The 20372-nt window shown below is 62.0% G+C and carries 20 protein-coding genes; 14 read left to right on the forward strand and 6 right to left on the reverse strand.

Annotated features, from left to right (window positions below; genetic code table 11):
* Nucleotides 1-132 precede the first annotated feature (132 nt).
* From cysN to M2394_RS07400, 3 genes are all read right to left on the reverse strand, one after another.
* On the reverse strand, nt 133-2031 hold the full coding sequence (cysN, locus tag M2394_RS07390) for a sulfate adenylyltransferase subunit CysN (RefSeq protein WP_178919180.1): 1899 nt from the start codon (nt 2029-2031) through the stop codon (nt 133-135).
* A 9-nt stretch (nt 2032-2040) separates the two neighbouring features.
* Nucleotides 2041-2958, reverse strand: coding sequence for a sulfate adenylyltransferase subunit CysD (gene cysD, locus M2394_RS07395; protein ID WP_005784641.1), 918 nt, complete (start codon nt 2956-2958; stop codon nt 2041-2043).
* Nucleotides 2959-3192: 234 nt separating this feature from the next.
* Nucleotides 3193-3951: a Nif3-like dinuclear metal center hexameric protein gene (locus M2394_RS07400; RefSeq protein WP_259171987.1), complete on the reverse strand. Its 759-nt coding sequence runs from the start codon at nt 3949-3951 to the stop codon at nt 3193-3195.
* A gap of 102 nt (nt 3952-4053) precedes the next feature.
* Between M2394_RS07400 and algW the strand changes: the two genes are divergently transcribed.
* Together algW and M2394_RS07410 are read left to right on the forward strand one after the other, a co-directional pair.
* Nucleotides 4054-5208 carry a Do family serine endopeptidase AlgW gene (gene algW, locus M2394_RS07405; RefSeq protein ID WP_178919184.1) on the forward strand — a complete coding sequence of 385 codons (1155 nt, stop codon included), beginning with the start codon at nt 4054-4056 and terminating at the stop codon, nt 5206-5208.
* A 111-nt stretch (nt 5209-5319) separates the two neighbouring features.
* Nucleotides 5320-7413 carry a TonB-dependent siderophore receptor gene (locus tag M2394_RS07410; RefSeq protein ID WP_259171988.1) on the forward strand — a complete coding sequence of 698 codons (2094 nt, stop codon included), beginning with the start codon at nt 5320-5322 and terminating at the stop codon, nt 7411-7413.
* A 140-nt stretch (nt 7414-7553) separates the two neighbouring features.
* Here M2394_RS07410 and hemH read toward each other — a convergent pair whose 3' ends face one another.
* Nucleotides 7554-8576, reverse strand: coding sequence for a ferrochelatase (hemH, locus tag M2394_RS07415; protein ID WP_259171989.1), 1023 nt, complete (start codon nt 8574-8576; stop codon nt 7554-7556).
* 14 nt (nt 8577-8590) lie between these two features.
* On the reverse strand, nt 8591-9490 hold the full coding sequence (locus M2394_RS07420) for a TIGR01777 family oxidoreductase (protein ID WP_178919187.1): 900 nt from the start codon (nt 9488-9490) through the stop codon (nt 8591-8593).
* A gap of 210 nt (nt 9491-9700) precedes the next feature.
* Here M2394_RS07420 and M2394_RS07425 point away from each other — a divergent pair, with 210 nt between their 5' ends.
* From M2394_RS07425 to M2394_RS07480, 12 genes are all read left to right on the forward strand, one after another.
* The gene (locus M2394_RS07425; protein ID WP_178919188.1) at nt 9701-10687 is read left to right on the forward strand and encodes an NAD(P)/FAD-dependent oxidoreductase; all 987 of its coding nucleotides are present in this window, start codon (nt 9701-9703) and stop codon (nt 10685-10687) included.
* The gene (locus M2394_RS07430) at nt 10684-10899 is read left to right on the forward strand and encodes a TIGR02450 family Trp-rich protein (RefSeq protein ID WP_178919189.1); all 216 of its coding nucleotides are present in this window, start codon (nt 10684-10686) and stop codon (nt 10897-10899) included. Before M2394_RS07425 ends, M2394_RS07430 begins: the two co-directional genes overlap by 4 nt.
* Nucleotides 10900-11010: 111 nt before the next feature.
* Nucleotides 11011-11970, forward strand: coding sequence for a DUF523 and DUF1722 domain-containing protein (locus tag M2394_RS07435; protein WP_259171990.1), 960 nt, complete (start codon nt 11011-11013; stop codon nt 11968-11970).
* Between the two features lie 3 nt (nt 11971-11973).
* Complete coding sequence (locus M2394_RS07440) at nt 11974-12903, forward strand: MerR family transcriptional regulator (protein ID WP_259171991.1); 930 nt, start codon at nt 11974-11976, stop codon at nt 12901-12903.
* Nucleotides 12904-14349: a deoxyribodipyrimidine photo-lyase gene (phrB, locus tag M2394_RS07445; RefSeq protein ID WP_259171992.1), complete on the forward strand. Its 1446-nt coding sequence runs from the start codon at nt 12904-12906 to the stop codon at nt 14347-14349.
* Nucleotides 14342-14764: a nuclear transport factor 2 family protein gene (locus tag M2394_RS07450; RefSeq protein ID WP_178919193.1), complete on the forward strand. Its 423-nt coding sequence runs from the start codon at nt 14342-14344 to the stop codon at nt 14762-14764. Before phrB ends, M2394_RS07450 begins: the two co-directional genes overlap by 8 nt.
* The gene (locus M2394_RS07455; protein WP_259171993.1) at nt 14761-15543 is read left to right on the forward strand and encodes an SDR family oxidoreductase; all 783 of its coding nucleotides are present in this window, start codon (nt 14761-14763) and stop codon (nt 15541-15543) included. The genes M2394_RS07450 and M2394_RS07455 overlap by 4 nt, the downstream gene beginning before the upstream one ends.
* Nucleotides 15540-16787: an NAD(P)/FAD-dependent oxidoreductase gene (locus tag M2394_RS07460; RefSeq protein WP_259171994.1), complete on the forward strand. Its 1248-nt coding sequence runs from the start codon at nt 15540-15542 to the stop codon at nt 16785-16787. The genes M2394_RS07455 and M2394_RS07460 overlap by 4 nt, the downstream gene beginning before the upstream one ends.
* On the forward strand, nt 16784-17593 hold the full coding sequence (locus tag M2394_RS07465) for a DUF1365 domain-containing protein (protein ID WP_178919198.1): 810 nt from the start codon (nt 16784-16786) through the stop codon (nt 17591-17593). The genes M2394_RS07460 and M2394_RS07465 overlap by 4 nt, the downstream gene beginning before the upstream one ends.
* Nucleotides 17580-18851, forward strand: a complete 1272-nt coding sequence (locus tag M2394_RS07470) for a cyclopropane-fatty-acyl-phospholipid synthase family protein (protein ID WP_178919200.1) — start codon at nt 17580-17582, stop codon at nt 18849-18851. Before M2394_RS07465 ends, M2394_RS07470 begins: the two co-directional genes overlap by 14 nt.
* Nucleotides 18844-19335, forward strand: a complete 492-nt coding sequence (locus M2394_RS07475) for a DUF2878 domain-containing protein (protein WP_178919202.1) — start codon at nt 18844-18846, stop codon at nt 19333-19335. Before M2394_RS07470 ends, M2394_RS07475 begins: the two co-directional genes overlap by 8 nt.
* A gap of 54 nt (nt 19336-19389) precedes the next feature.
* Nucleotides 19390-19695 (forward strand): YkgJ family cysteine cluster protein, encoded by a 306-nt coding sequence (locus M2394_RS07480; protein ID WP_178919204.1) that lies wholly within the window; start codon nt 19390-19392, stop codon nt 19693-19695.
* Nucleotides 19696-19827: 132 nt separating this feature from the next.
* Here the strand turns inward: M2394_RS07480 and M2394_RS07485 are convergent, their stop codons facing one another.
* Nucleotides 19828-20346, reverse strand: a complete 519-nt coding sequence (locus M2394_RS07485; RefSeq protein ID WP_259171995.1) for an acyloxyacyl hydrolase — start codon at nt 20344-20346, stop codon at nt 19828-19830.
* Between the last annotated feature and the right edge of the window lie 26 nt (nt 20347-20372).

Here is a 20372-nt window from a genome sequence, read left to right on the forward strand (position 1 = left end):
GTTGATACATGTGCAGCTGACCCACCGCTATCGCAGGCAAGCCAGCTCCCACATTGACCGTGCCCAATCTTAAGAATGTAAAAAGCCCGCCACCGAGTGATCGGTGGCGGGCTTTTTTTGTGCGCGTGACGCTTAGATCGCGCCGCGCTTGCGCAACAGCTCCAGCACCTGCTTGACGCTCTCTTCCAGCGACAGGGCCTGGGTGTCGATCACCAGATCGGCGTTCAACGGCACGTCATACGGGAAGGACTCGCCCGGGATGTTATCCCCACCCGCAGCGTACAGGCCTTGCGGATCACGCTCGGCGCACACCAGCGGCGACGCTTGTACGTAAACGGTGAGCAGACGGTCGCCGCCGATCAGCGCCTTGGCCTGTTCGCGGCCTTCGGCATCCGGTGCGACGAACGCAGCCAGGGTGAGCAAGCCCGCTTCGTTGAACTGACGCGCCACGTGAGCGGCACGACGCCAGTTCTCGGTGCGGCCGGCACGGTCCTGCGGCAAGCCCTTGTTCAGGTCGTGACGCAGGTTCTGGCCATCGAGCACGAACACCGCACGGCCCATGTCGAACAGCTTGCGCTCAACGGCATAGGCCAGGGTGCTCTTGCCAGCGCCTGACAGGCCGCTGAACAACACGGTGGCCGGTTGCTGGCCGAAGCGCAGTGCACGCTCTTCGGTGGCTACATGGGCCAACTTGCCGTGCTGCGCCGCGCCGCCATGGCTGACCGGTGGCGCGATGATCATGCCCGCTGCCACGGTGCCGTTGGTCAAGCGGTCGATGACGATAAACGCACCGGTGGTGCGGTTGCTGTCGTAACCGTCCAAGGCGATAGCGGCGTCGAGGCTGACCTTGACCCGGCCAATCTCGTTCAGCTGCAGCGAACTCGCCGGGCCTTCGGCCAGGGTGTTCACGTCCACGCGGTGCACGATGCTGGTGATGGAGCCCGGCACGTAGCTGGTGGCGCGCTTGATGTCGTATTTCTTGCCCGGCAGCATCGGTTCTTCGGCCATCCACACCAGCATGGCGTCGAAGGCGTCGGTCACTTGCGGCACGTTGTCGGCGTGTACCAACAGGTCGCCACGGGAGATGTCGATCTCGTCTTCCATGGTCAGGGTCACGGCCTGGCCTGGCCCTGCGTGTTCCAGCTCACCTTCAAAGGTGACGATGGATTTGACGCGGCTGCTCTTGCCCGACGGCAGCACCACCACTTCGTCGCCCTTGTGCACGATGCCGCTGGCCAGGGTGCCGGCGAAACCGCGGAAGTTCAGGTTCGGACGGTTGACGTACTGCACCGGGAAACGCAGGTCGGTGTAGTTGCGGTCGTTGGCGATCTCGACGGTTTCGAGGATCTCCATCAACGACTGGCCGGTGTACCAGGGCGAACGCTCGCTCTTGTTCACCACGTTATCGCCCTTGAGCGCCGACATCGGCACGAAGGCCAGGGTGCTTGGCTTGAAGGCGATGCCATCGGCGAACTTCAGGTAATCGGCCTTGATCGACTCGAACACGTTCTGGTCAAAGCCATTGATGTCCATCTTGTTGACGGCCACCACGATGTGCTTGATGCCCAGCAACGAGGCGATGAAGCTGTGGCGACGGGTCTGGGTCTGCACGCCGTAGCGGGCGTCGATCAGGATGATTGCCAGGTCACAGGTGGACGCACCGGTGGCCATGTTGCGGGTGTACTGCTCATGGCCGGGGGTGTCGGCGATGATGAATTTACGCTTGGCGGTAGAGAAGTAGCGGTACGCCACATCGATGGTGATGCCCTGCTCGCGCTCGGCTTGCAGGCCGTCGACCAGCAACGCCAGGTCGATGTCGTCACCGGTGGTGCCGACTTTCTTCGAATCGCGGGTGATGGCTTCCAGGTGATCTTCGTAGATCATCTTGGAGTCGTGCAGCAGGCGCCCGATCAGGGTGCTCTTGCCGTCGTCGACGTTGCCGCAGGTCAGGAAACGCAACATCTCTTTGCGCTCGTGCTGGCCCAGGTAGGCGAGGATGTCCTCGCTGATCAAATCAGATACGTGCGACATGACAACCCCTTAGAAATAACCCTGACGTTTTTTATCTTCCATCGAGCCTGCACCATCGTGGTCGATGACACGGCCCTGGCGCTCGGAAGTTCGCGTCAGGAGCATTTCCTGAATGATGTCCGTCAGCGTCTCGGCTTCGGACTCCACCGCGCCCGTCAACGGGTAGCAGCCAAGGGTACGGAAACGGACTTTCTTTTTGACGATCCGGGCTTTGTCTTCGTCGGACAGGTGCTCGAGGATGCGGTCGTCATCGATCATGATCAACGTGCCGTTCTTCTCGATCACTTCACGTTCGGCGGCGAAGTACAGCGGAACGATCGGGATGCCTTCCAGGTAGATGTACTGCCAGATGTCCAGCTCGGTCCAGTTGGACAGCGGGAACACGCGGATCGACTCGCCCTTGTTGACGTTGCCGTTATAGACGTTCCACAGCTCCGGGCGCTGGTTCTTCGGGTCCCAGCGGTGCTTGCTGTCGCGGAACGAGTACACGCGCTCTTTGGCACGGGATTTCTCTTCATCACGACGGGCACCGCCGAACGCGGCGTCGAAACCATGCTTGTCCAAGGCCTGCTTGAGGCCTTCGGTCTTCATGATGTCGGTGTGCTTGGCGCTGCCGTGGGTGAACGGGTTGATGCCCTGCGCCACGCCGTCCGGGTTGACGTGGGTGATCAGGTCCAGGCCCAGCTCTTCGACCATCTTGTCGCGGAACTTGTACATCTCCTGGAATTTCCAGCGGGTGTCGACGTGCATCACCGGGAACGGCAGCTTGCCCGGGAAAAAGGCCTTGCGTGCCAGGTGCAGCATCACGGCGGAGTCTTTACCGATCGAGTAGAGCATCACCGGGTTGTCGAACTCGGCGGCGACCTCGCGGATGATGTGGATGCTTTCCGCCTCCAGCTGTTTCAGATGCGTCAGTTTGTCGACCATGGCTACTCACGAAAACGATCTTATGGACGGCCAGCGGGCCGTGTTCGAGCGGGGCATGCTAGCACAGCACCTGCTTCTATTCAGGGAGCCAACTAGATCGAAACGGTATATGGATATACCGCCTCGTTCGGTGGGCACAGCCCTTGTAGGAGCCGGCTTGCCGGCGATGGCGGCCGATACATCGATGCATTCTCCAAGGGCCTCATCACCGGCAAGCCGGCGCCTACGGGGTGATCAAATGGGGTTGGGGCAATCGATGAACAGATGCTCCAAGGCAAAGCGCCGTGCCAGGTAATCGCCCAGCGCCTGCACGCCATAACGCTCGGTGGCGTGGTGGCCAGCCGCGATGAAACTGACGTCGTTTTCGCGCGCGCTGTGAAAGGTTTGCTCTGAGGCCTCACCACTGATGAAGAGGTCGACGCCTGCTGCAATCGCCTGGTCGATATAGCCCTGGCCACCGCCCGTGCACCAGCCGACGCGGCGGATCATTTCACTGCCTTCGATCAGCAGCGGCTCGCGCCCCATGACGTCCTGCACACGCCGCGCGAAGTCGCGGGGTGACAGTGGCTCGGCGAGGGAACCAACCAGGCCGACGACCTTGGGGTTGCTCGGGTCCAGCGGGCCTTCGACGGTGATGTCCAACTGGCGGGCCAGTTGCACGTTGTTGCCGACGTCGGGGTGCAGGTCCAGCGGCAGGTGATAGGCCAGCAGGCTGATGTCGTGCTTGAGCAGCGTCTTCAGGCGGCGCTGCTTCATGCCGGTGATGCAGGGGTTCTCGCCTTTCCAGAAATAACCGTGGTGCACCAGGATCAGATCAGCCTGGGCTTCGACGGCCGCGTCCAGCAGGGCTTGGCTGGCGGTCACGCCACTGACGATGCGCATCACCTGCGGGCGGCCTTCGACCTGCAGGCCATTGGGGCAATAATCGGCAATTTTTGCGCTGCCGAGGTAGCGGTCCGCTTCCTCGACGAGGGTGCTAAGGGGGACGGCCATAAAAGACTCCTAAATATCCCGTTCCGAGGCGCTCGCAGCCTCGTATAATGCGCGACATTATGGGCGCTCTCCCGCCCCCTGCAACCTGTCAGGACTTACTTGATGCTCAAGGCACTGCGTTTTTTTGGATGGCCATTGTTGGCTGGCGTGCTGATCGCGATGCTGATCATTCAGCGCTTCCCCGAGTTTGTAGGCTTGCCCAGCCTTGATGTGAACCTGCAACAGGCCCCGCAGACCAGCGCCGTGGTGCAAGGCCCGGTGACCTACGCGGACGCCGTCGTGATCGCTGCCCCCGCCGTGGTCAACCTGTACACCACCAAGGTCATCAACAAGCCGGCTCACCCGTTGTTTGAAGACCCACAATTCCGCCGCTATTTCGGTGACAACGGGCCCAAGCAGCGCCGCATGGAGTCCAGCCTGGGTTCCGGGGTGATCATGAGCCCCGAGGGTTACATCCTCACCAACAACCACGTGACCACCGGTGCCGACCAGATCGTGGTAGCCCTGCGCGATGGCCGCGAAACCCTGGCCCGCGTGGTCGGCAGCGACCCGGAAACCGATCTCGCCGTGCTCAAGATCGATCTCAAGAGCCTGCCGTCGATCACCATCGGCCGCTCCGAAGCGTTGCGCGTAGGCGACGTGGCGCTGGCGATCGGCAACCCGTTCGGTGTGGGCCAGACCGTCACCATGGGCATCATCAGCGCCACCGGGCGTAACCAGCTGGGGCTCAACAGCTACGAAGACTTCATCCAGACCGACGCGGCGATCAACCCGGGCAACTCCGGGGGTGCACTGGTGGATGCCAATGGCAACCTGACCGGTATCAACACCGCCATTTTCTCCAAGTCCGGTGGTTCACAAGGCATCGGGTTTGCGATCCCGGTGAAGCTGGCCATGGAGGTGATGAAGTCGATCATCGAACACGGCCAGGTGATTCGCGGCTGGCTGGGGATTGAAGTGCAACCGCTGACCAAGGAACTGGCCGAATCGTTTGGCCTGACCGGGCGCCCGGGCATTGTGGTCGCGGGGATTTTCCGCGACGGCCCGGCGCAGAAAGCCGGCCTGCAATTGGGTGATGTGATCCTGAACATCGATGGCGAGCCGGCCGGTGACGGCCGCAAGTCGATGAACCAGGTGGCACGGATCAAACCGACCGACAAGGTGGCGATCCAGGTCATGCGCAACGGCAAAGAGATCAAGCTGATGGCCGAAATCGGCCTGCGCCCACCACCTGCGCCGGTGAAAGAAGAGGAATAACGCCCGCGAACAGGTGCTCGTTTGCGGGCACCTGTAAGGCAATGTTTCGAAGCGATTCATTCTCATTAGGCATGTTATATTATTTCAATATCGCTATTGGAACGCTCTATCATGCCGTCTCGAAAGTTTGCCCCCTTGGCTGGCCTGGCCTTGGGTTTGCTGCTCGACCCCGCCTACGCCGAAGACAACACCGTTGAACTGGACACCATCAGCGTCACCTCTGACGCTTACGAGTCCGCCACTGGCCCGGTCAACGGCTATCGCGCCACCCGCTCCGCCAGTGCGACCAAAACCGACACGGCCCTGCGCGACATCCCACAATCCATCAGCGTTATTCCTGCCAGCGTACTCAAGGACTTGGGCAGCACCAGTGTGGAACGCGCGCTGGAATTTGCTGGCGGCGTGTCCAAGCAAAACAACTTCGGCGGCCTGACACTTTACGAATACAGCGTGCGCGGCTTCACCACCTCGGAGTTCTACGTGGACGGTTTCAGCGCCAACCGCGGCTACCCGAGCACACCGGACACCGCCAATATCGAGCGCATTGAAGTACTCAAAGGCCCGGCCGCCAGCCTGTACGGGCGTGGCGACCCAGGCGGCACCGTGAACATCGTCACCAAAAAACCCCAGCCCGACGCCTTCACCACCCTGCAAACCAGCGCCGGCAGCTGGGACCGCTATCGCACCGCCCTGGATGTGAACACGCCCCTGGACCCCGAGGGCCGAGTGCTATCACGCGTGAACCTGGCGGTCGAAGACAACCACGGCTTTCGCGACCACGTGGGCGCCAAGCGCATCTTCATCGCACCGTCCTTGAGCTGGCAATTGGACCCGGACACCAGCCTGCTCGTCGAAAGCGAATTCGTGCGCCATCGCGCCACCTTCGACCGCGGCATCGTCGACGCCCCCGGGGTATCGCGCAGAACCTTCCTCGGCGAGCCCAACGATGGCGACATCCGCAACCACAACAACCGCCTCCAGGCGGCCCTCGAACACCACCTCAACGACGCCTGGAAACTGCGCCTGGCCAGCCACTACAAACAAGGCAGCCTGTGGGGTGACGCATCGGAAAGCCGCGCACTCAACGCCGATGGGCATACCGTCAACCGTCGCTACCGCGAGCGCTCCACCGGTTGGCACGACAGCATCACCCAGCTTGAACTGCGCGGGCTGTTTGACGTTGGCAGCTGGCAACACGAGCTGCTGATCGGCACCGAATACGAGGACTACCGCAAGAAAGAACGCGTGACCGCCATCGCCGGCAGCCCCTACGCCATCGACCTCTACAACCCGGTCTACGGCCAGGCCAAACCCAACGGCCTGCGCTCGGGCACCGATTTCTTCGAGCAGACCAAAAGCCACGCGCTGAACCTGCAGGACCAAATCATCTTCACCGACCGCCTGCGCGGCATGCTCGGGGCGCGCTTCGAGCACTTCGACCAACACATCGAAGACTTCACCGGCGCGCCCAAAAGCCACCAGACCCACGACGCCGTCACCCAGCGCGCGGGCCTGCTGTATCAACTCACGCCGCACGTCGGCGTATTCGCCAACGCCTCCACCTCGTTCAAACCCAACAGCGGACTGGGCGCCGACAAAAAACCCTTCAAACCCGAAGAAGGCGTGGGCTATGAAGTGGGGATCAAGAGCGAACTGTTCGACGACCGCCTCAGCACCACCCTCGCCGCCTTCCATATCGAGAAGGAAAACGTGCTGGCCCTGGACCCAGCCACCAACCTCAACCGCGCCATGGGCAAAGCACGCAGCCAAGGGTTTGACCTGCAAATGACCGGGCAGGTGACAGACGCTGTTCGAGTGATCGGCGCGTTCGCCTATATCGATGCCGAAGTGACAGAAGGCGACAAGACGATTCCAGCCGGCAGCCGGATACTGGGCGTGGCCAAGCGCAGCGGCAGCCTGCTGGGGGTGTATGAATTTCAGGACGGCGCATTGCGCGGTTCTGACTTGGGTGCGGCGTTTACCTATGTGGGCGATCGCTCCGGCGAAGCAGGCGGAAGCTTTGAGCTACCGGCTTACCACACCGTCGACTTGCTCGCCCATTATAAGGCGACGCAGAACGTCACCCTGGGCCTGAACCTCAACAACCTGTTTGATGAGAAGTACTACGAGCGGTCCTACAGCAGCTACTGGGTCAACCCGGGCGAACCGCGCAACCTGACCGTCAGCCTCACCCTTAACCTGTAAACACGGTAAAAAAATGTGGGAGGGCTAATGTGGGAGCGGGCTTGCCCGCGATAGCGGTGCATCAGCCAACAAATCTATCGACTGACACGCCCCCATCGCGGGCAAGCCCGCTCCCACATTTTGATCTTCACTGGCTTCAGCTATAGCGACACTGGTGCTTTTTCGCACAAGGCATTCAACGCTTTCGCCCACTGCGGGTCGTCATTGAGGCACGGCACCAGCACCAACTCCTCGCCTCCCGCCTCGCGGAATTGTTCCAGCCCGCGATCGCCGATCTCTTCAAGCGTCTCGATGCAATCGGCGACAAACGCCGGGCACATCACCAGCAGCTTTTTCACACCTTGCTGGGCCAGGGTTTCCAGGCGGGCCTCGGTGTAAGGCTCGATCCACTTGGCCCGACCCAGGCGTGACTGGAAAGCCACCGACCATTTGTCTTCGGGCAAGCCCATGCGCGCCGCAAAGTCACGCGCCACACTGAAGCACTGCCCGCGATAGCAGGTGGCACGCACTTGGGGCGATGCATCCACACAGCAATCGGTGGCGCCGTCGAAGGAATGCCCCGGGTTGAGTTTTTGCAGGTGCCGTTCGGGCAGCCCGTGGAAGCTGAACAGCAGGTGGTCGTAGTCTTGCTGCAAATGCGGCCTGGCGCTCGCCACCAGGGCGTCGAGGTATTCGGGTTGATCGTAAAACGGTTGCAAGGTGGCAAATTGCAGGTCGAGCTTCTTGTCGCGCACCACCCGCTTGGCTTCTTCAATCACCGTGGTCACGGTGCTGTCGGCAAACTGTGGGTACAGCGGCGCCAGCGTCACCTTGCGAATGCCCTGGGCGGCGAGGCGGGTCAGCACGCTTTCAATGGAAGGCTCGCCATAACGCATCGCCAACTCCACCGGGCCGTGGCTCCACTGCGAAGTCATCTGCTGTTGCAGGCGGCGGCTGAGCACCACCAGCGGCGAGCCCTCGTCCCACCAGATGGACGCGTAGGCGTGGGCCGATTGCTCGGGGCGCTTGATCAGGATCAGCGACACCAGCAAACGCCGCACCGGCCACGGCAGGTCGATCACGTAGGGGTCCATCAGGAATTGATTGAGGTAGCTGCGCACATCGGCCACCGAGGTGGACGCCGGTGAACCCAGGTTGACCAGTAACAACGCGTGATCCGTCATGCAACATCCTATGGCTAGAGGCGGCTGGACAGGTCTTCCAGGGCCGCGTGCAACTCTGTGAACTGAAAAGTGAAACCGGCCGCCAGCAAGCGTTCGGGGAGCGCTTTCTGCCCGCCCAGCAACAACCCGGACAACTCGCCCAACCCGACCTTCAGCGCAAACGCCGGCATCGGCATGAACGCAGGGCGGTGCAGCACCTGGCCCAAGGTCTTGGCAAACTCGCGGTTGCGCACCGGGTGTGGCGCGCACGCATTATAAGGACCGCTGGCGTCGTTCTTGTGCAGAAGAAAATCAATCAGGGCGATTTGATCCTTGATATGCACCCACGGCATCCACTGCCGACCATCGCCGATCGGCCCGCCCAGCGCCAGCTTGAACGGCAGCAGCAGCCGCGACAAAAAGCCGCCCTGCGCCGCCAGCACCAGGCCGGTGCGCACCAGCACCACACGCACACCCAAGGCCTCGGCGCGCAGGGCGGTTTCCTCCCAGGCGATACACAGCTGGCTGGGGAAGTCATCCTGCACCGGGCCGCTTGCCTCGGTCAGTTCGCGTTCACCGCCGTCGCCGTACCAGCCCACCGCAGAACCCGATATCAGCACGGCGGGTTTGTGCTCCAAACCCTCGATCCACGCCAGCAGGGTTTCGGTGAGGCTAATGCGGCTGCTCCACAGCAACGCCTTGCGCTTGCGGGTCCAGGGGCGATCCGCGATCGGCGCACCCGCCAGGTTGATGACCGCATCCACCGGGCCGATCACCTCTTGCAGACGGCCGACGCCCAGCACTTGAGCACCACACCATTTGGCGACCGTCTCCGGCTCACGGCTCCATACCGTGAGTTGATGCCCCTGCGCCAGCCAGCGTTGGCACAGTTGGCGGCCGATCAGACCCGTACCGCCGGTCAGCAAAATATGCATGGGACACTCCTGATGTAACGTTCGCCGTCGATCACTGGTCTATTTTATAGAAAGGGATCATTTGTAAACGGGCGTAACGTTGGCTAAGCCTCAGCTTTAACCATAGGTCACACCGTTAGAACAGGCATGCCAAAACTTATACCAAAAAACAATATTGTACAGCTATTGGTGTCGGCGTAGTCTGTACCCAACGGTAAAACGAGGCCTCCCATGACTGTTCCCATCGCGATCATCGGCACCGGCATCGCCGGTCTCTCAGCCGCCCGAGCGTTACGAGACGCGGGGCATGTTGTACAACTCTTCGATAAAAGCCGCGGCAGTGGTGGCCGCATGTCCAGCAAGCGCAGCGATGCCGGCGCCTTGGACATGGGCGCACAGTACTTCACCGCCCGCGACCGGCGCTTCGTCAACGAAGTGCAACGCTGGCAAAGCAACGGTTGGGCCGAGCAATGGAAACCCCAGCTGTACAACTTCAAGTCCGGCCAACTCACCCCCTCCCCCGATGAACAAATCCGCTGGGTCGGCACGCCCCGCATGAGCGCCATCACCCGCGCCCTGCTTGATGACCTGCCGGTGGCGTTCGGCTGCCGTATCACCGAAGTGTTCCAGGGCACCCACCACTGGAACCTGCTGGATGCCGACGGCGGCAACCACGGCCCCTTCAGCCATGTGGTCATCGCCACGCCAGCCCCCCAAGCCACAGCCTTGCTGGCCGCTGCGCCCAAACTGGCGAGCGCCGCCGCTGGCGTGAAGATGGATCCGACCTGGGCCATTGCCCTGGCGTTCGACAAACCACTGGATACCCCCATGGAAGGCTGCTTCGTCCAGGACAGCCCTCTCGATTGGCTGGCCCGCAACCGCAGCAAGCCCGGACGTGACACCACCCTGGACACTTGGGTGCTGCACGCCACCAGCGCCTGGAGCAAGGCGCACCTGGACTTACCCAAAGAAGCGGTGATTGAACACCTGCACGGTGCCTTCGCCGAACTGCTGCACAGCGCCATGCCGGCGCCGTCCTTCAGCCTCGCGCACCGCTGGCTGTATGCGCGGCCGTCCAGCAGCCACGAATTTGGCGTGTTGGCTGACGCAGACTTGGGCTTGTATGTGTGCGGCGACTGGTGCCTCTCGGGCCGGGTCGAAGGGGCATGGCTCAGCGGCCAGGAAGCCGCGCGGCGCCTGATCGAACACCTGCAATGAACCGCGTCAACCCGGCCAAATTGCTGCTGTCGAAGTGGACGGCAGCCCATCCTCGCAACAAGGAAAAACACTTCCTGGTCACCGAGCTGTTTCGTGACGAAGAAGGCACCGTGCTGGAAATCGAGCTGCAAGCCGTAATGACCCGACGCGCTGAACGCCTGGCCTGGCAAACCCTGCAAAATGCCGAAGCCTGGCGGATGGGCTGGAAGTAACACTCCGCAAATACTTGTACAAAATATTTGACTTGTACAGCATCAAATCTATGATGAGATTTAGTTGTACAATTTTTTTGTCTTGTACAGGAATCCAGCAGGGGTTTGACCATGTCCACCATCGGAAAGCCGAAGATCGCCATCAGCGCCTGCCTGCTAGGCGAGAACGTACGCTTCAACGGCGGCCACAAACAATCCCTGCTGTGCAGCCAGACCCTCGCTGACTACTTCGACTTCGTGCCACTGTGCCCCGAAGTCGCCATCGGCCTGGGCATCCCCCGCGAGCCAATCCGCCTGGTCGGCGATCCTGCCCAACCCCAAGCCGTCGGCACCGTGCACCGTGACCTCAACGTCACCCAGCCACTGGATGCCTACGGCCAGCAGATGGCGGCGGAACACACCGACCTGTGCGGCTACATCTTCATGCAGAAGTCACCGTCCTGTGGCCTGGAGCGGGTCAAGGTGTATCGCGACAACGGCACCCCGGTGGACGGCGGCGGGCGCGGTATCTATGCCCAGGCCTTTTGCGCCCGTCACCCCAACCTGCCCGTGGAAGAAGACGGCCGCCTGAATGACCCGGTGCTGCGGGAAAACTTCCTGACCCGCGTCTTCGTATATGCCAGCTGGCAGCAATTGCGCGCCAGCGGCCTGACCCGTCATGGCTTGCTGGCTTTCCACTCTCGCTACAAATACTTGCTTATGGCCCACAGCCCGGTGCACTACAAAAGCCTCGGCCACCTGCTGGGCAGCATGAGCAAGGACACCCACCTCGAAGCGTTGGCCGACGGCTATTTCAGCGACCTGATGACCGGCCTGAAAAAATGCGCCACCCGCGGCACCCACACCAACGTGCTGCAACACATCAGCGGCTACCTCAAGCAGGCCATCAGCGCCGACGACAAGCAGGAAATGCAAACCGTCATCGGCCAGTACCGCCATGGCATCGTGCCGCTGGTGGTGCCGCTGACCCTGCTCAAACACTATTTTCGCCAACACCCGGACCGCTACATCGCGCAGCAGGCCTACCTGCAACCGCATCCGGAAAATCTCAGCCTGCGAAACGCGATCTAACCTATGAAACCTGCCCTGCAAGACGAACCCGGCGAAGACATTGCCAAAGCCCTTGAAGACGGCTGGTTGCCGATCCGCGAAGTGGCGCGCCAGACCGGCGTCAACGCCGTGACCCTGCGCGCCTGGGAGCGCCGCTACGGGCTGATCGTGCCCCAACGCACGCCCAAGGGGCACCGACTGTTCAGCGCCGAGCATGTTCAACGTATTCACACCATTCTGACGTGGCTCAATCGCGGCGTACCGGTCAGCCAGGTGAAAGGCCTGATCGACTCCGCGCAAGCCAACCCCGACGCCGTCGAAAACGAATGGCATGCCTTGCGCCAGAACCTGGTGACCGCCATCAGCGAACTGGCCGAGCGCCGGGTCGACGACGCGTTCAACCAGGCCATGGCGCTGTACCCGCCGCGCACCTTATGTGAGCAATTGATGCTGCCGCTGCTCCAGGAACTGGAACAACGCTGGCAGGGCCAGTTTGGCGCCCAGATGGAGCGGGTGTTTTTCTTGTCCTGGCTGCGCAGCAAGTTCGGCGCACGCATCTACCACAACAACCGTCAGCTCCAAGGCGCGCCGCTGTTGCTGGTCAATCATTCGGACCTGCCCCTGGAGCCACACCTGTGGCTCAGCGCCTGGCTGGCGAGCAGTGCCGACTGCCCGGTGGAAGTCTTCGATTGGCCATTACCGGCGGGCGAGTTGGCCCTGGCGGTGGAACACCTGCAACCCCGTGCGGTTCTGCTGTATTCGAGCAAAGCCCTGCACCTGTCGGCCCTGGCCAAACTGTTCGGCGGCGTGAGTTGCCCAAAACTGATAACCGGACCAACGGTATGCATCCACAAAGCCGAGCTGGCCGTATTAACCCGTGACATCCCTGAATTGTTCGTGGCCGAAGATCCGTTGTCGGCTCACCAGATACTGATCCAGCGTGGAATCGTTTAAATGCATTTGATCTGGCTGCGCACCGACCTGCGCCTACACGACAACACCGCCCTGGCCGCCGCGAGCCAGCGGGGCCTGATCGCGGCCGTGTACCTGATCACGCCCGGACAATGGCTGGCCCACGATGATGCCCCGTGCAAAGTGGACTTCTGGCTGCGCAACCTGACGCACCTGAGCCAGGCACTCGGCGCACTGAATATTCCGCTGTTGATCCGCACTTGCGCCACCTGGGACCAGGCGCCCGGCGTGCTGAGCACACTGTGCCGCGAGTTGTCGGCGGAATCGGTGCACGTCAACGAGGAATACGGCATTCACGAAAGCCGCCGCGATGCCGCCGTGGCCAAGACCCTGGAAGCCGACGGTGTGACGTTCCACAGCTATCTGGACCAACTGTTTTTCCAACCCGGCAGCGTCTTGACCAAAACCGGCACCTATTTCCAGGTGTTCAGCCAGTTCCGCAAGGTCTGCTACACCCGCCTGCACAGCGCTTTGCCACGCTTGGTGGCCACGCCAAAGGCCCAGGCAAAAACCGCCATCCACAGCGACCCGATCCCTGAAACCGTCGACGGCTTCGAGCCGCCCAGCGACAGCTTGCGCGCCCTCTGGCCGGCCGGTGAAGACGAAGCGCGCCGCCGCCTCGACGCCTTCGCCGACCAGCAGATCAGCTACTACAAGGACGAACGCGACTTCCCGGCCAAGCCCGGCACCAGCCAGCTTTCGGCGTACCTGGCTGCTGGCGTGGTGTCGCCACGCCAGTGCCTGCATGCCGCCTTGCAAACCAATCAGGGGGAGTTCGAAAGCGGCGACATGGGCGCCATCACCTGGATCAACGAGCTGCTGTGGCGTGAGTTCTACAAACACATCCTTGTCGGTTACCCACGAGTGTCGCGCCACCGTGCGTTCCGCCCCGAGACCGAAGCCGTGGCCTGGCGCAATGCGCCCAAGGACCTCGCCGCCTGGCAGGAGGCGCGTACCGGCTTGCCGATCATCGACGCCGCCATGCGCCAGTTGCTCGAAACCGGCTGGATGCACAACCGCCTGCGCATGGTGGTGGCGATGTTCCTGACCAAGAACCTGCTGATCGACTGGCGCGAAGGTGAGCGTTTCTTCATGCGCCACCTGATCGACGGCGACCTGGCGGCGAATAACGGCGGCTGGCAATGGAGTTCGTCCACCGGCACTGACTCGGCACCTTATTTCCGCATCTTCAGCCCGCTGAGCCAGTCGGAGAAATTCGACAGCGAAGGCGTGTTCATCAAGCGCTGGCTGCCCGAACTGGCCGCGCTGAATAAAAAGGAAGTGCACAACCCCGAGGCGGTCGGCGGCCTGTTCGGCGTGGCGGACTACCCGCGTGCGATCGTCGACCTGAAGAAATCACGGGAGCGGGCATTGGCGGCCTTCCGCAGCCTGCCTTCACGTGAAGCCGTCGGAGGTGCACATGAGTGACTTCCTGCGCCGGTTCGCCCAGGCGTTTGCCACGCTGGACAAGCACAACCTGCACCTGCTCGACAGCCTGTACAGCAAGGACATCGCCTTCGCCGACCCGCTGCACGAGGTTCACGGCCTGCCTGCGATGCACCGCTACTTTGCCGACCTGTACAGCAACGTCAGCCAGTTGCGCTTCGACTTCCACGGCTTCGACCAGGTGGCCGAAGGCGAAGGCTACCTGCGCTGGAAAATGAGTTTTTGTCACCCGCGCCTGGCCAATGGCAAGGTGATCCGAGTGGAAGGTTGCTCGCACCTGATGTGGCGCGACAAGGTCTACCGCCATCGCGATTATTTCGACGCCGGCGCAATGCTCTACGAACACTTGCCCGTGCTGGGCAGTGTGGTCAGCTGGCTGAAAAGGAGAATGGGATGAGCCGTGTACCGCCACGTCGTTATTGGCTGACCGGCGCCAGCAGTGGCATCGGTGCCGCGCTGGCCGTGGAGCTGCTCAACAGCGGCGCCCATGTCGCCCTCGGCTCACGCACCATAGGCCCGCTGGAAGCCCTCGCCCAGCGCTACCCGGGGCAGGTGCTGGTGGTGGCCGGCGACCTGACCAACAGCCAGACCGTGCGCGAGATCGGCGAACGCATCGGCGCGGCCTGGGGCGCGCTCGACACCGTGATACTCAACGCCGGCACCTGTGAATACGTGGACGCTCGGCAGTTCGACTCATCGATCATCGAGCACGTGGTGCGCACCAACCTGCTGGCCAGCAGTTACTGCATCGAAGCCGCGCTGCCCCTGTTGCGCGCCGGGCAAACGCCGCACCTGGTGGGCGTTGCCAGCGCCGTGACCTACCTGCCGATGCCACGCGCCGAAGCCTATGGCGCGTCCAAGGCCGGGCTGCGTTACCTGTTTGAATCGCTGCGTATCAGCCTGTCGCCGGAAAACATCGACGTCACGGTGATCAGCCCAGGCTTCGTCGAAACACCACTGACCGAGCGCAATGATTTCCCCATGCCTCTGAGCTGGCCTGCCGGCAAGGCCGCCCGGCACATCTTTGCCAAGCTGGAAAAACGCCCGTTGGAAATCGCCTTCCCGGCGCTGTTCATTGCCACCTTGTGGCCCTTGTCGAAACTGCCCAACCGCGCGCAGTTGATCATCGGCAAACGCATGCTGCGCAGCCCGCCGCCGCAGAAGGATGACCTGTGAAGATCGCGATTGTAGGCAGCGGGATTGCCGGGTTGACCAGTGCTTACCTGCTCAACCGTAACCACGACATCACGCTGTTCGAAGCGGGCGAGCGCATCGGCGGGCATACCCACACGGTCAACGTGACCGTGGAGGATAAAAGCTACGCGGTGGACACCGGCTTCATCGTGTTCAACGACTGGACCTACCCCAACTTCATTCGCTTGTTGGGACAGATCGGGGTGACCTTCAAACCCACCGAGATGAGCTTTTCGGTGTGTGACCAGAACGAAGGCTTCGAGTACAACGGCAATAACCTCAACAGCCTGTTCGCCCAGCGCAGCAATATTTTGTCTCCGGGGTTCTGGGGCATGTTGCGCGACATCTTGCGCTTCAATCGCCAGGCGCCGCTGGACCTGCAAGAGCAACGCATCAGTGCCGAGATGACCCTGGGCGACTACCTCCAGGCCGGGGGCTACGGCCCGCGATTTATCCGGCACTACATCGTGCCGATGGGCGCGGCGATCTGGTCGATGTCCCTGGCCGACATGCTGGGGTTTCCCTTGCAGTTCTTCGTGCGCTTCTTCAAGAACCACGGTTTGCTCTCGGTGAACAACCGGCCACAGTGGTGCGTGATCGAGGGCGGTTCCAGCAGCTATATCGAACCGCTCACCCGCAGTTTTCGCGAGCAGGTGCGCCTCAATTGCCCTGTGCATAACGTCGAGCGCACAGACGATGGCGTGGTTATCCACAGCCCGGCCGGCCGCGAAACCTTTGATCGGGTGGTGTTTGCCTGCCACAGCGATCAGGCCCTGGCCCTGCTCGCCGACCCGAGCCAGGCCGAACAAGAGATTCTCGGTGCCCTGCCTTATGCCGACAACGATGTGGTGCTGCACACCGACACCCGCCTGCTGCCGGACCGCAAACTGGCCTGGGCCAGTTGGAATTACCGGCTGACCGGCAGCGTGCAGACCCAGGCGGCCGTGACCTACGACATGAACATCCTGCAAGGCATCGACAGCGCCACCACCTTTTGCGTCAGCCTCAACCAGACGCCGATGATCAACCCGCTCAAGATCCTTGCCCGCTACACCTACGCACACCCGCAATACAGCCTGGCGGCCGTGGCTGCCCAATCGCGCTGGCAAGAGTTGCACGGCACGCGCAATACCTTTTATTGCGGCGCCTACTGGGCCAACGGTTTCCACGAAGACGGCGTGACCAGCGCCTTGCGTGTGGCCGAAGCCTTTGGAGAGCGCCTGTGAACAGCGCCCTGTACAGCGGCTGGATCGCCCATCGGCGGTTCGCGCCCAAGGCCCACGCGTTTCGTTACCGCATTGGCCTGCTGTACCTGGATTTGAGCGAACAAGACGAAGTGCTCGGGCTCTCGCCCCTGGCCGGCGCGAGCCGTCTGGCGCCCTTCGGCTTTCGCCAGCAGGATTACCTGCGTGAATTGACGCGCCACGGCATGAGCTTGACCGATGCCGTGCGCCACGAAGTCGGCAAGGCACTGGGGCGTACACCCCAGGGCGTAATCTGCCTACTGACCCAGGCCCGCAGTTGGGGCCTGGCTTTTAACCCTGTGAGTTTCTTCTACTGTTTCGAGGCCGACGGACAACTGGCTGCGATCTTGTGTGAAGTGACCAACACCCCCTGGCGCGAGCGCTATCACTACGTGCTGCCCGCCCAGGCGCTGGGTGCCGATGAGCACCAGCATTTTTCCGTGGCCAAGGCCTTTCATGTGTCGCCGTTTTTGCCGCGCGAGCTGGAATACCGCATGAGTTTCAGCCCGCCCGCCGCCAAGCTCGGTGTGCACATGGCCGACTGGCAAGGCGACTTTAAAGTCTTCGACGCCACCCTGAACCTGCAAAAAGAAGCCCTGAGCCGCGCCAGCCTGCACCGCTACCTGTGGCGCTTTCCGTGGATGACCGCCAAGACGTGCCTGGCGATTTACTGGCAGGCCCTGCGCCTGTTGCTCAAACGCACACCGATTTTTTCCCACCGGGCCGCCGATGGCGCCTCTCGCACCGCAGTCGGGTATACCAAGGATCGCCGCCATGAAAACCCCTAGCTTATCGGTCAAGGCCAACCGCCTGAACGTCAACGGCATGACCACCGCGCTGCTGCGTAAGGCGGTGCTGCGCCAACTCAGCCAGCTGCGCCATGGCCAGTTGGTGGTGATCGAAGACGGCGAACGCCAAGTGTTCGGCGCCCGGGAAGCGCACCTGCTGGGGGAAATCCAGATCCTCGATTCGGCCGTATGGGGCCTGGTGGCGGCCAACGGCTCCATCGGTGCGGGCGAGGCGTTTATCCACGGCTACTGGAGCAGCCCGGACCTCACCGCCGTGGTGCGCGTGATGGTCAGCAACCTGGATGTTCTGGACGCGATGGAGGGCGGCCTGGCACGACTGGCTCGCCCGTTCACCCAGGGCCTGCACTGGCTCAACCGCAACACGCGCAAAGGCTCGCAGAAAAATATTGCCGCCCACTACGACCTGGGCAATGACCTGTTCGAAGAATTCCTCGACCCGACGATGATGTATTCGGCGGCGCAATTTCTTACTCCCGACGACACCTTGGAACAGGCCCAGTTGAACAAACTGGAACGCATCTGCCAGAAGCTCGCGCTCAAGCCGACTGACCACTTGCTGGAAATCGGCACCGGCTGGGGCAGCATGGCGCTGTATGCGGCCCAGCACTATGGCTGCAAGGTCACCACCACGACCTTGTCCAAGGAGCAGTTTGCCTACACCGAAAAACGCATCGACACCCTGGGCCTGAACGACCAGGTGACCCTGTTGCTGCAGGACTATCGCGACCTCACCGGCCAATACGACAAGCTGGTCTCCATCGAGATGATCGAGGCCGTGGGCCACCGCTTCCTGCCGACCTACTTCAAGCAATGCGCCCACCTGCTCAAGGCTGACGGCCTGATGTTGCTGCAAGCCATCACCATTCGCGAACAGCGCTTCGAGCAGGCCAAGAACAGTGTCGACTTCATTCAGCGTTACATCTTCCCCGGTGGCGCGCTGCCCTGTGTGCAGAACATGCTGCACATTGTCAGCCGCGACACCGACATGAACCTGCTGCACATGGAGGATTTCGGCCTGCACTACGCGCGAACCCTGCGCCTGTGGCACGAGAACTTTCGCCGCGCCCATGGTCGCCTCGCCGAGTTGGGCTACGATGAGTACTTCCTGCGCTTGTGGGAGTTCTACCTGTGCTACTGCGAAGGGGGATTCATGGAACGAACGATTGGGACCGCGCAGTTGCTGCTGGCCAAGCCTGCGGCGATCAACCCGCCCTTGCTCGGGCGCTTCAGTGCTTAAACCGCTGGTCAATGCCGCGCTGTTCCAAGGCGGCTGGTTTGCCTGTGTACTCGGTGGCGACAGCCGCTGGCTGCTGGTAGGGCTCGCCGCGCTGGCCATTCATTTGCTGTGGACAAGTTCCTGGGCCGAGGAAGGCCAAGTGATCCTCGCCGTGACCTTGCTCGGTACGGTGATCGACACCTCGTTGCGCACCTTTGGTGTGTTTCATTTCAGCCTGCCCGGGCCGCTGATTCCATTCTGGCTGGTGCTGCTGTGGGCATTGCTCGCGACCACTTTGCGCCATTGCCTGGCGTGGACCGCACGCCCCTGGTGGCGTGCCAGCGTGTTGGGCGCGGCGGCCGGGCCCTTGTCGTATTACGCGGGCAGCCAGTTGGCCGGTGTGAGTTTCGGCTACGGCACAGCGCCTACCTTGATCGGCCTCGCGCTGCTGTGGGCCGTGGTGTTCCCGGTGCTGCACTGGGTTGCGCGGCAGTTGGGGCACTGACGTCCGTCAGAGCATTCATACGCGCATGACGCGCTTGCCTTACACTGCGCGCCTATGACCGACATCCCCCACTTCCAGATCCCCGAACCCGCCGTCACTTGCTCGACGTGCGCGGCCTGCTGCTGCCAGTTGGAAGTGATGCTGATCACCGACACCGGCGTGCCGGAGCGCTATATCGATACCGACGATTGGGGCGGCGAGGTGATGCTGCGCCTGGACGACGGCTGGTGCGCGGCGCTGGACCGGGACACGATGATGTGCACGATCTATGAGCGACGGCCACTGATTTGCCGGGAGTTCGAAATGGGCGCACCGGAGTGCCTGGAAGAGCGACAGGGCATTGCGACCGCTTACCGCTGATCGCGAATATGGCGATATTCAAATGTGGGAGCTGGCTTGCCTGCGATGGCATCACCTCGGTATGACTGATACACCGAGGTGCCTGCATCGCCGGCAAGCCAGCTCCCACATAGGTTTGTGGTGCTCGGGGGTTTACAGCGGCAAGGTGTAGTGCAGCGAGTAGCTTTCTACCCCGTCGTTGTTGCTGCTGATGCCCGCGTTGGAATAGTGCGTGGCGCGAATGCCCACCTCATGCCCACCGGCAAAGCGCAGGCCAAAGCCCAAGCGGTCTTCGAACTGGAAGGCCTGGCCGATGTTGTTGTCCTCGACCCGCGTGCGGGAGAACACTGCCACACCAATCCCCGCCTCGATGTACGGCTTGACCTTCTCCCCGGCAAACTCATACACAAACACCGGCGAGAATGACAGGCTGCTGACACTGGCGCGCTTGTCGCCATCCCAGTAGGTGTAGGCGCCGCTCCAGTAACCGGTCAGCCGTCCTGTATCGCTTTGCCACCAACTTTTATCCCAATCCGACGTCAAGCCCAACCGATAGGTCATGGTTGAATCGCTGGTACTCCCCACCCCGAATTCAAGGCCGGCGGCCTGTGCCGAAACCGAGTGTCCCACCACTGCGGCCGCAATCGCGGCCAAACAGAACAAGCGCTTCATAAGAAACAATCCTTTGAGAACGACGT

Origin of the sequence: Pseudomonas sp. BIGb0164 (genome assembly GCF_024810135.1) — a bacterium.
Lineage (GTDB): Bacteria > Pseudomonadota > Gammaproteobacteria > Pseudomonadales > Pseudomonadaceae > Aquipseudomonas.

Bases quoted from the DNA above. Each gene is read 5' to 3' on its own strand.
- cysN (WP_178919180.1), bottom strand. From the start codon at position 2,031: ATGTCGCACGTATCTGATTTGATCAGCGAGGACATCCTCGCCTACCTG.
- cysD (WP_005784641.1), bottom strand. From the start codon at position 2,958: ATGGTCGACAAACTGACGCATCTGAAACAGCTGGAGGCGGAAAGCATC.
- M2394_RS07400 (WP_259171987.1), bottom strand. From the start codon at position 3,951: ATGGCCGTCCCCCTTAGCACCCTCGTCGAGGAAGCGGACCGCTACCTC.
- algW (WP_178919184.1), top strand. From the start codon at position 4,054: ATGCTCAAGGCACTGCGTTTTTTTGGATGGCCATTGTTGGCTGGCGTG.
- M2394_RS07410 (WP_259171988.1), top strand. From the start codon at position 5,320: ATGCCGTCTCGAAAGTTTGCCCCCTTGGCTGGCCTGGCCTTGGGTTTG.
- hemH (WP_259171989.1), bottom strand. From the start codon at position 8,576: ATGACGGATCACGCGTTGTTACTGGTCAACCTGGGTTCACCGGCGTCC.
- M2394_RS07420 (WP_178919187.1), bottom strand. From the start codon at position 9,490: ATGCATATTTTGCTGACCGGCGGTACGGGTCTGATCGGCCGCCAACTG.
- M2394_RS07425 (WP_178919188.1), top strand. From the start codon at position 9,701: ATGACTGTTCCCATCGCGATCATCGGCACCGGCATCGCCGGTCTCTCA.
- M2394_RS07430 (WP_178919189.1), top strand. From the start codon at position 10,684: ATGAACCGCGTCAACCCGGCCAAATTGCTGCTGTCGAAGTGGACGGCA.
- M2394_RS07435 (WP_259171990.1), top strand. From the start codon at position 11,011: ATGTCCACCATCGGAAAGCCGAAGATCGCCATCAGCGCCTGCCTGCTA.
- M2394_RS07440 (WP_259171991.1), top strand. From the start codon at position 11,974: ATGAAACCTGCCCTGCAAGACGAACCCGGCGAAGACATTGCCAAAGCC.
- phrB (WP_259171992.1), top strand. From the start codon at position 12,904: ATGCATTTGATCTGGCTGCGCACCGACCTGCGCCTACACGACAACACC.
- M2394_RS07450 (WP_178919193.1), top strand. From the start codon at position 14,342: ATGAGTGACTTCCTGCGCCGGTTCGCCCAGGCGTTTGCCACGCTGGAC.
- M2394_RS07455 (WP_259171993.1), top strand. From the start codon at position 14,761: ATGAGCCGTGTACCGCCACGTCGTTATTGGCTGACCGGCGCCAGCAGT.
- M2394_RS07470 (WP_178919200.1), top strand. From the start codon at position 17,580: ATGAAAACCCCTAGCTTATCGGTCAAGGCCAACCGCCTGAACGTCAAC.
- M2394_RS07480 (WP_178919204.1), top strand. From the start codon at position 19,390: ATGACCGACATCCCCCACTTCCAGATCCCCGAACCCGCCGTCACTTGC.
- M2394_RS07485 (WP_259171995.1), bottom strand. From the start codon at position 20,346: ATGAAGCGCTTGTTCTGTTTGGCCGCGATTGCGGCCGCAGTGGTGGGA.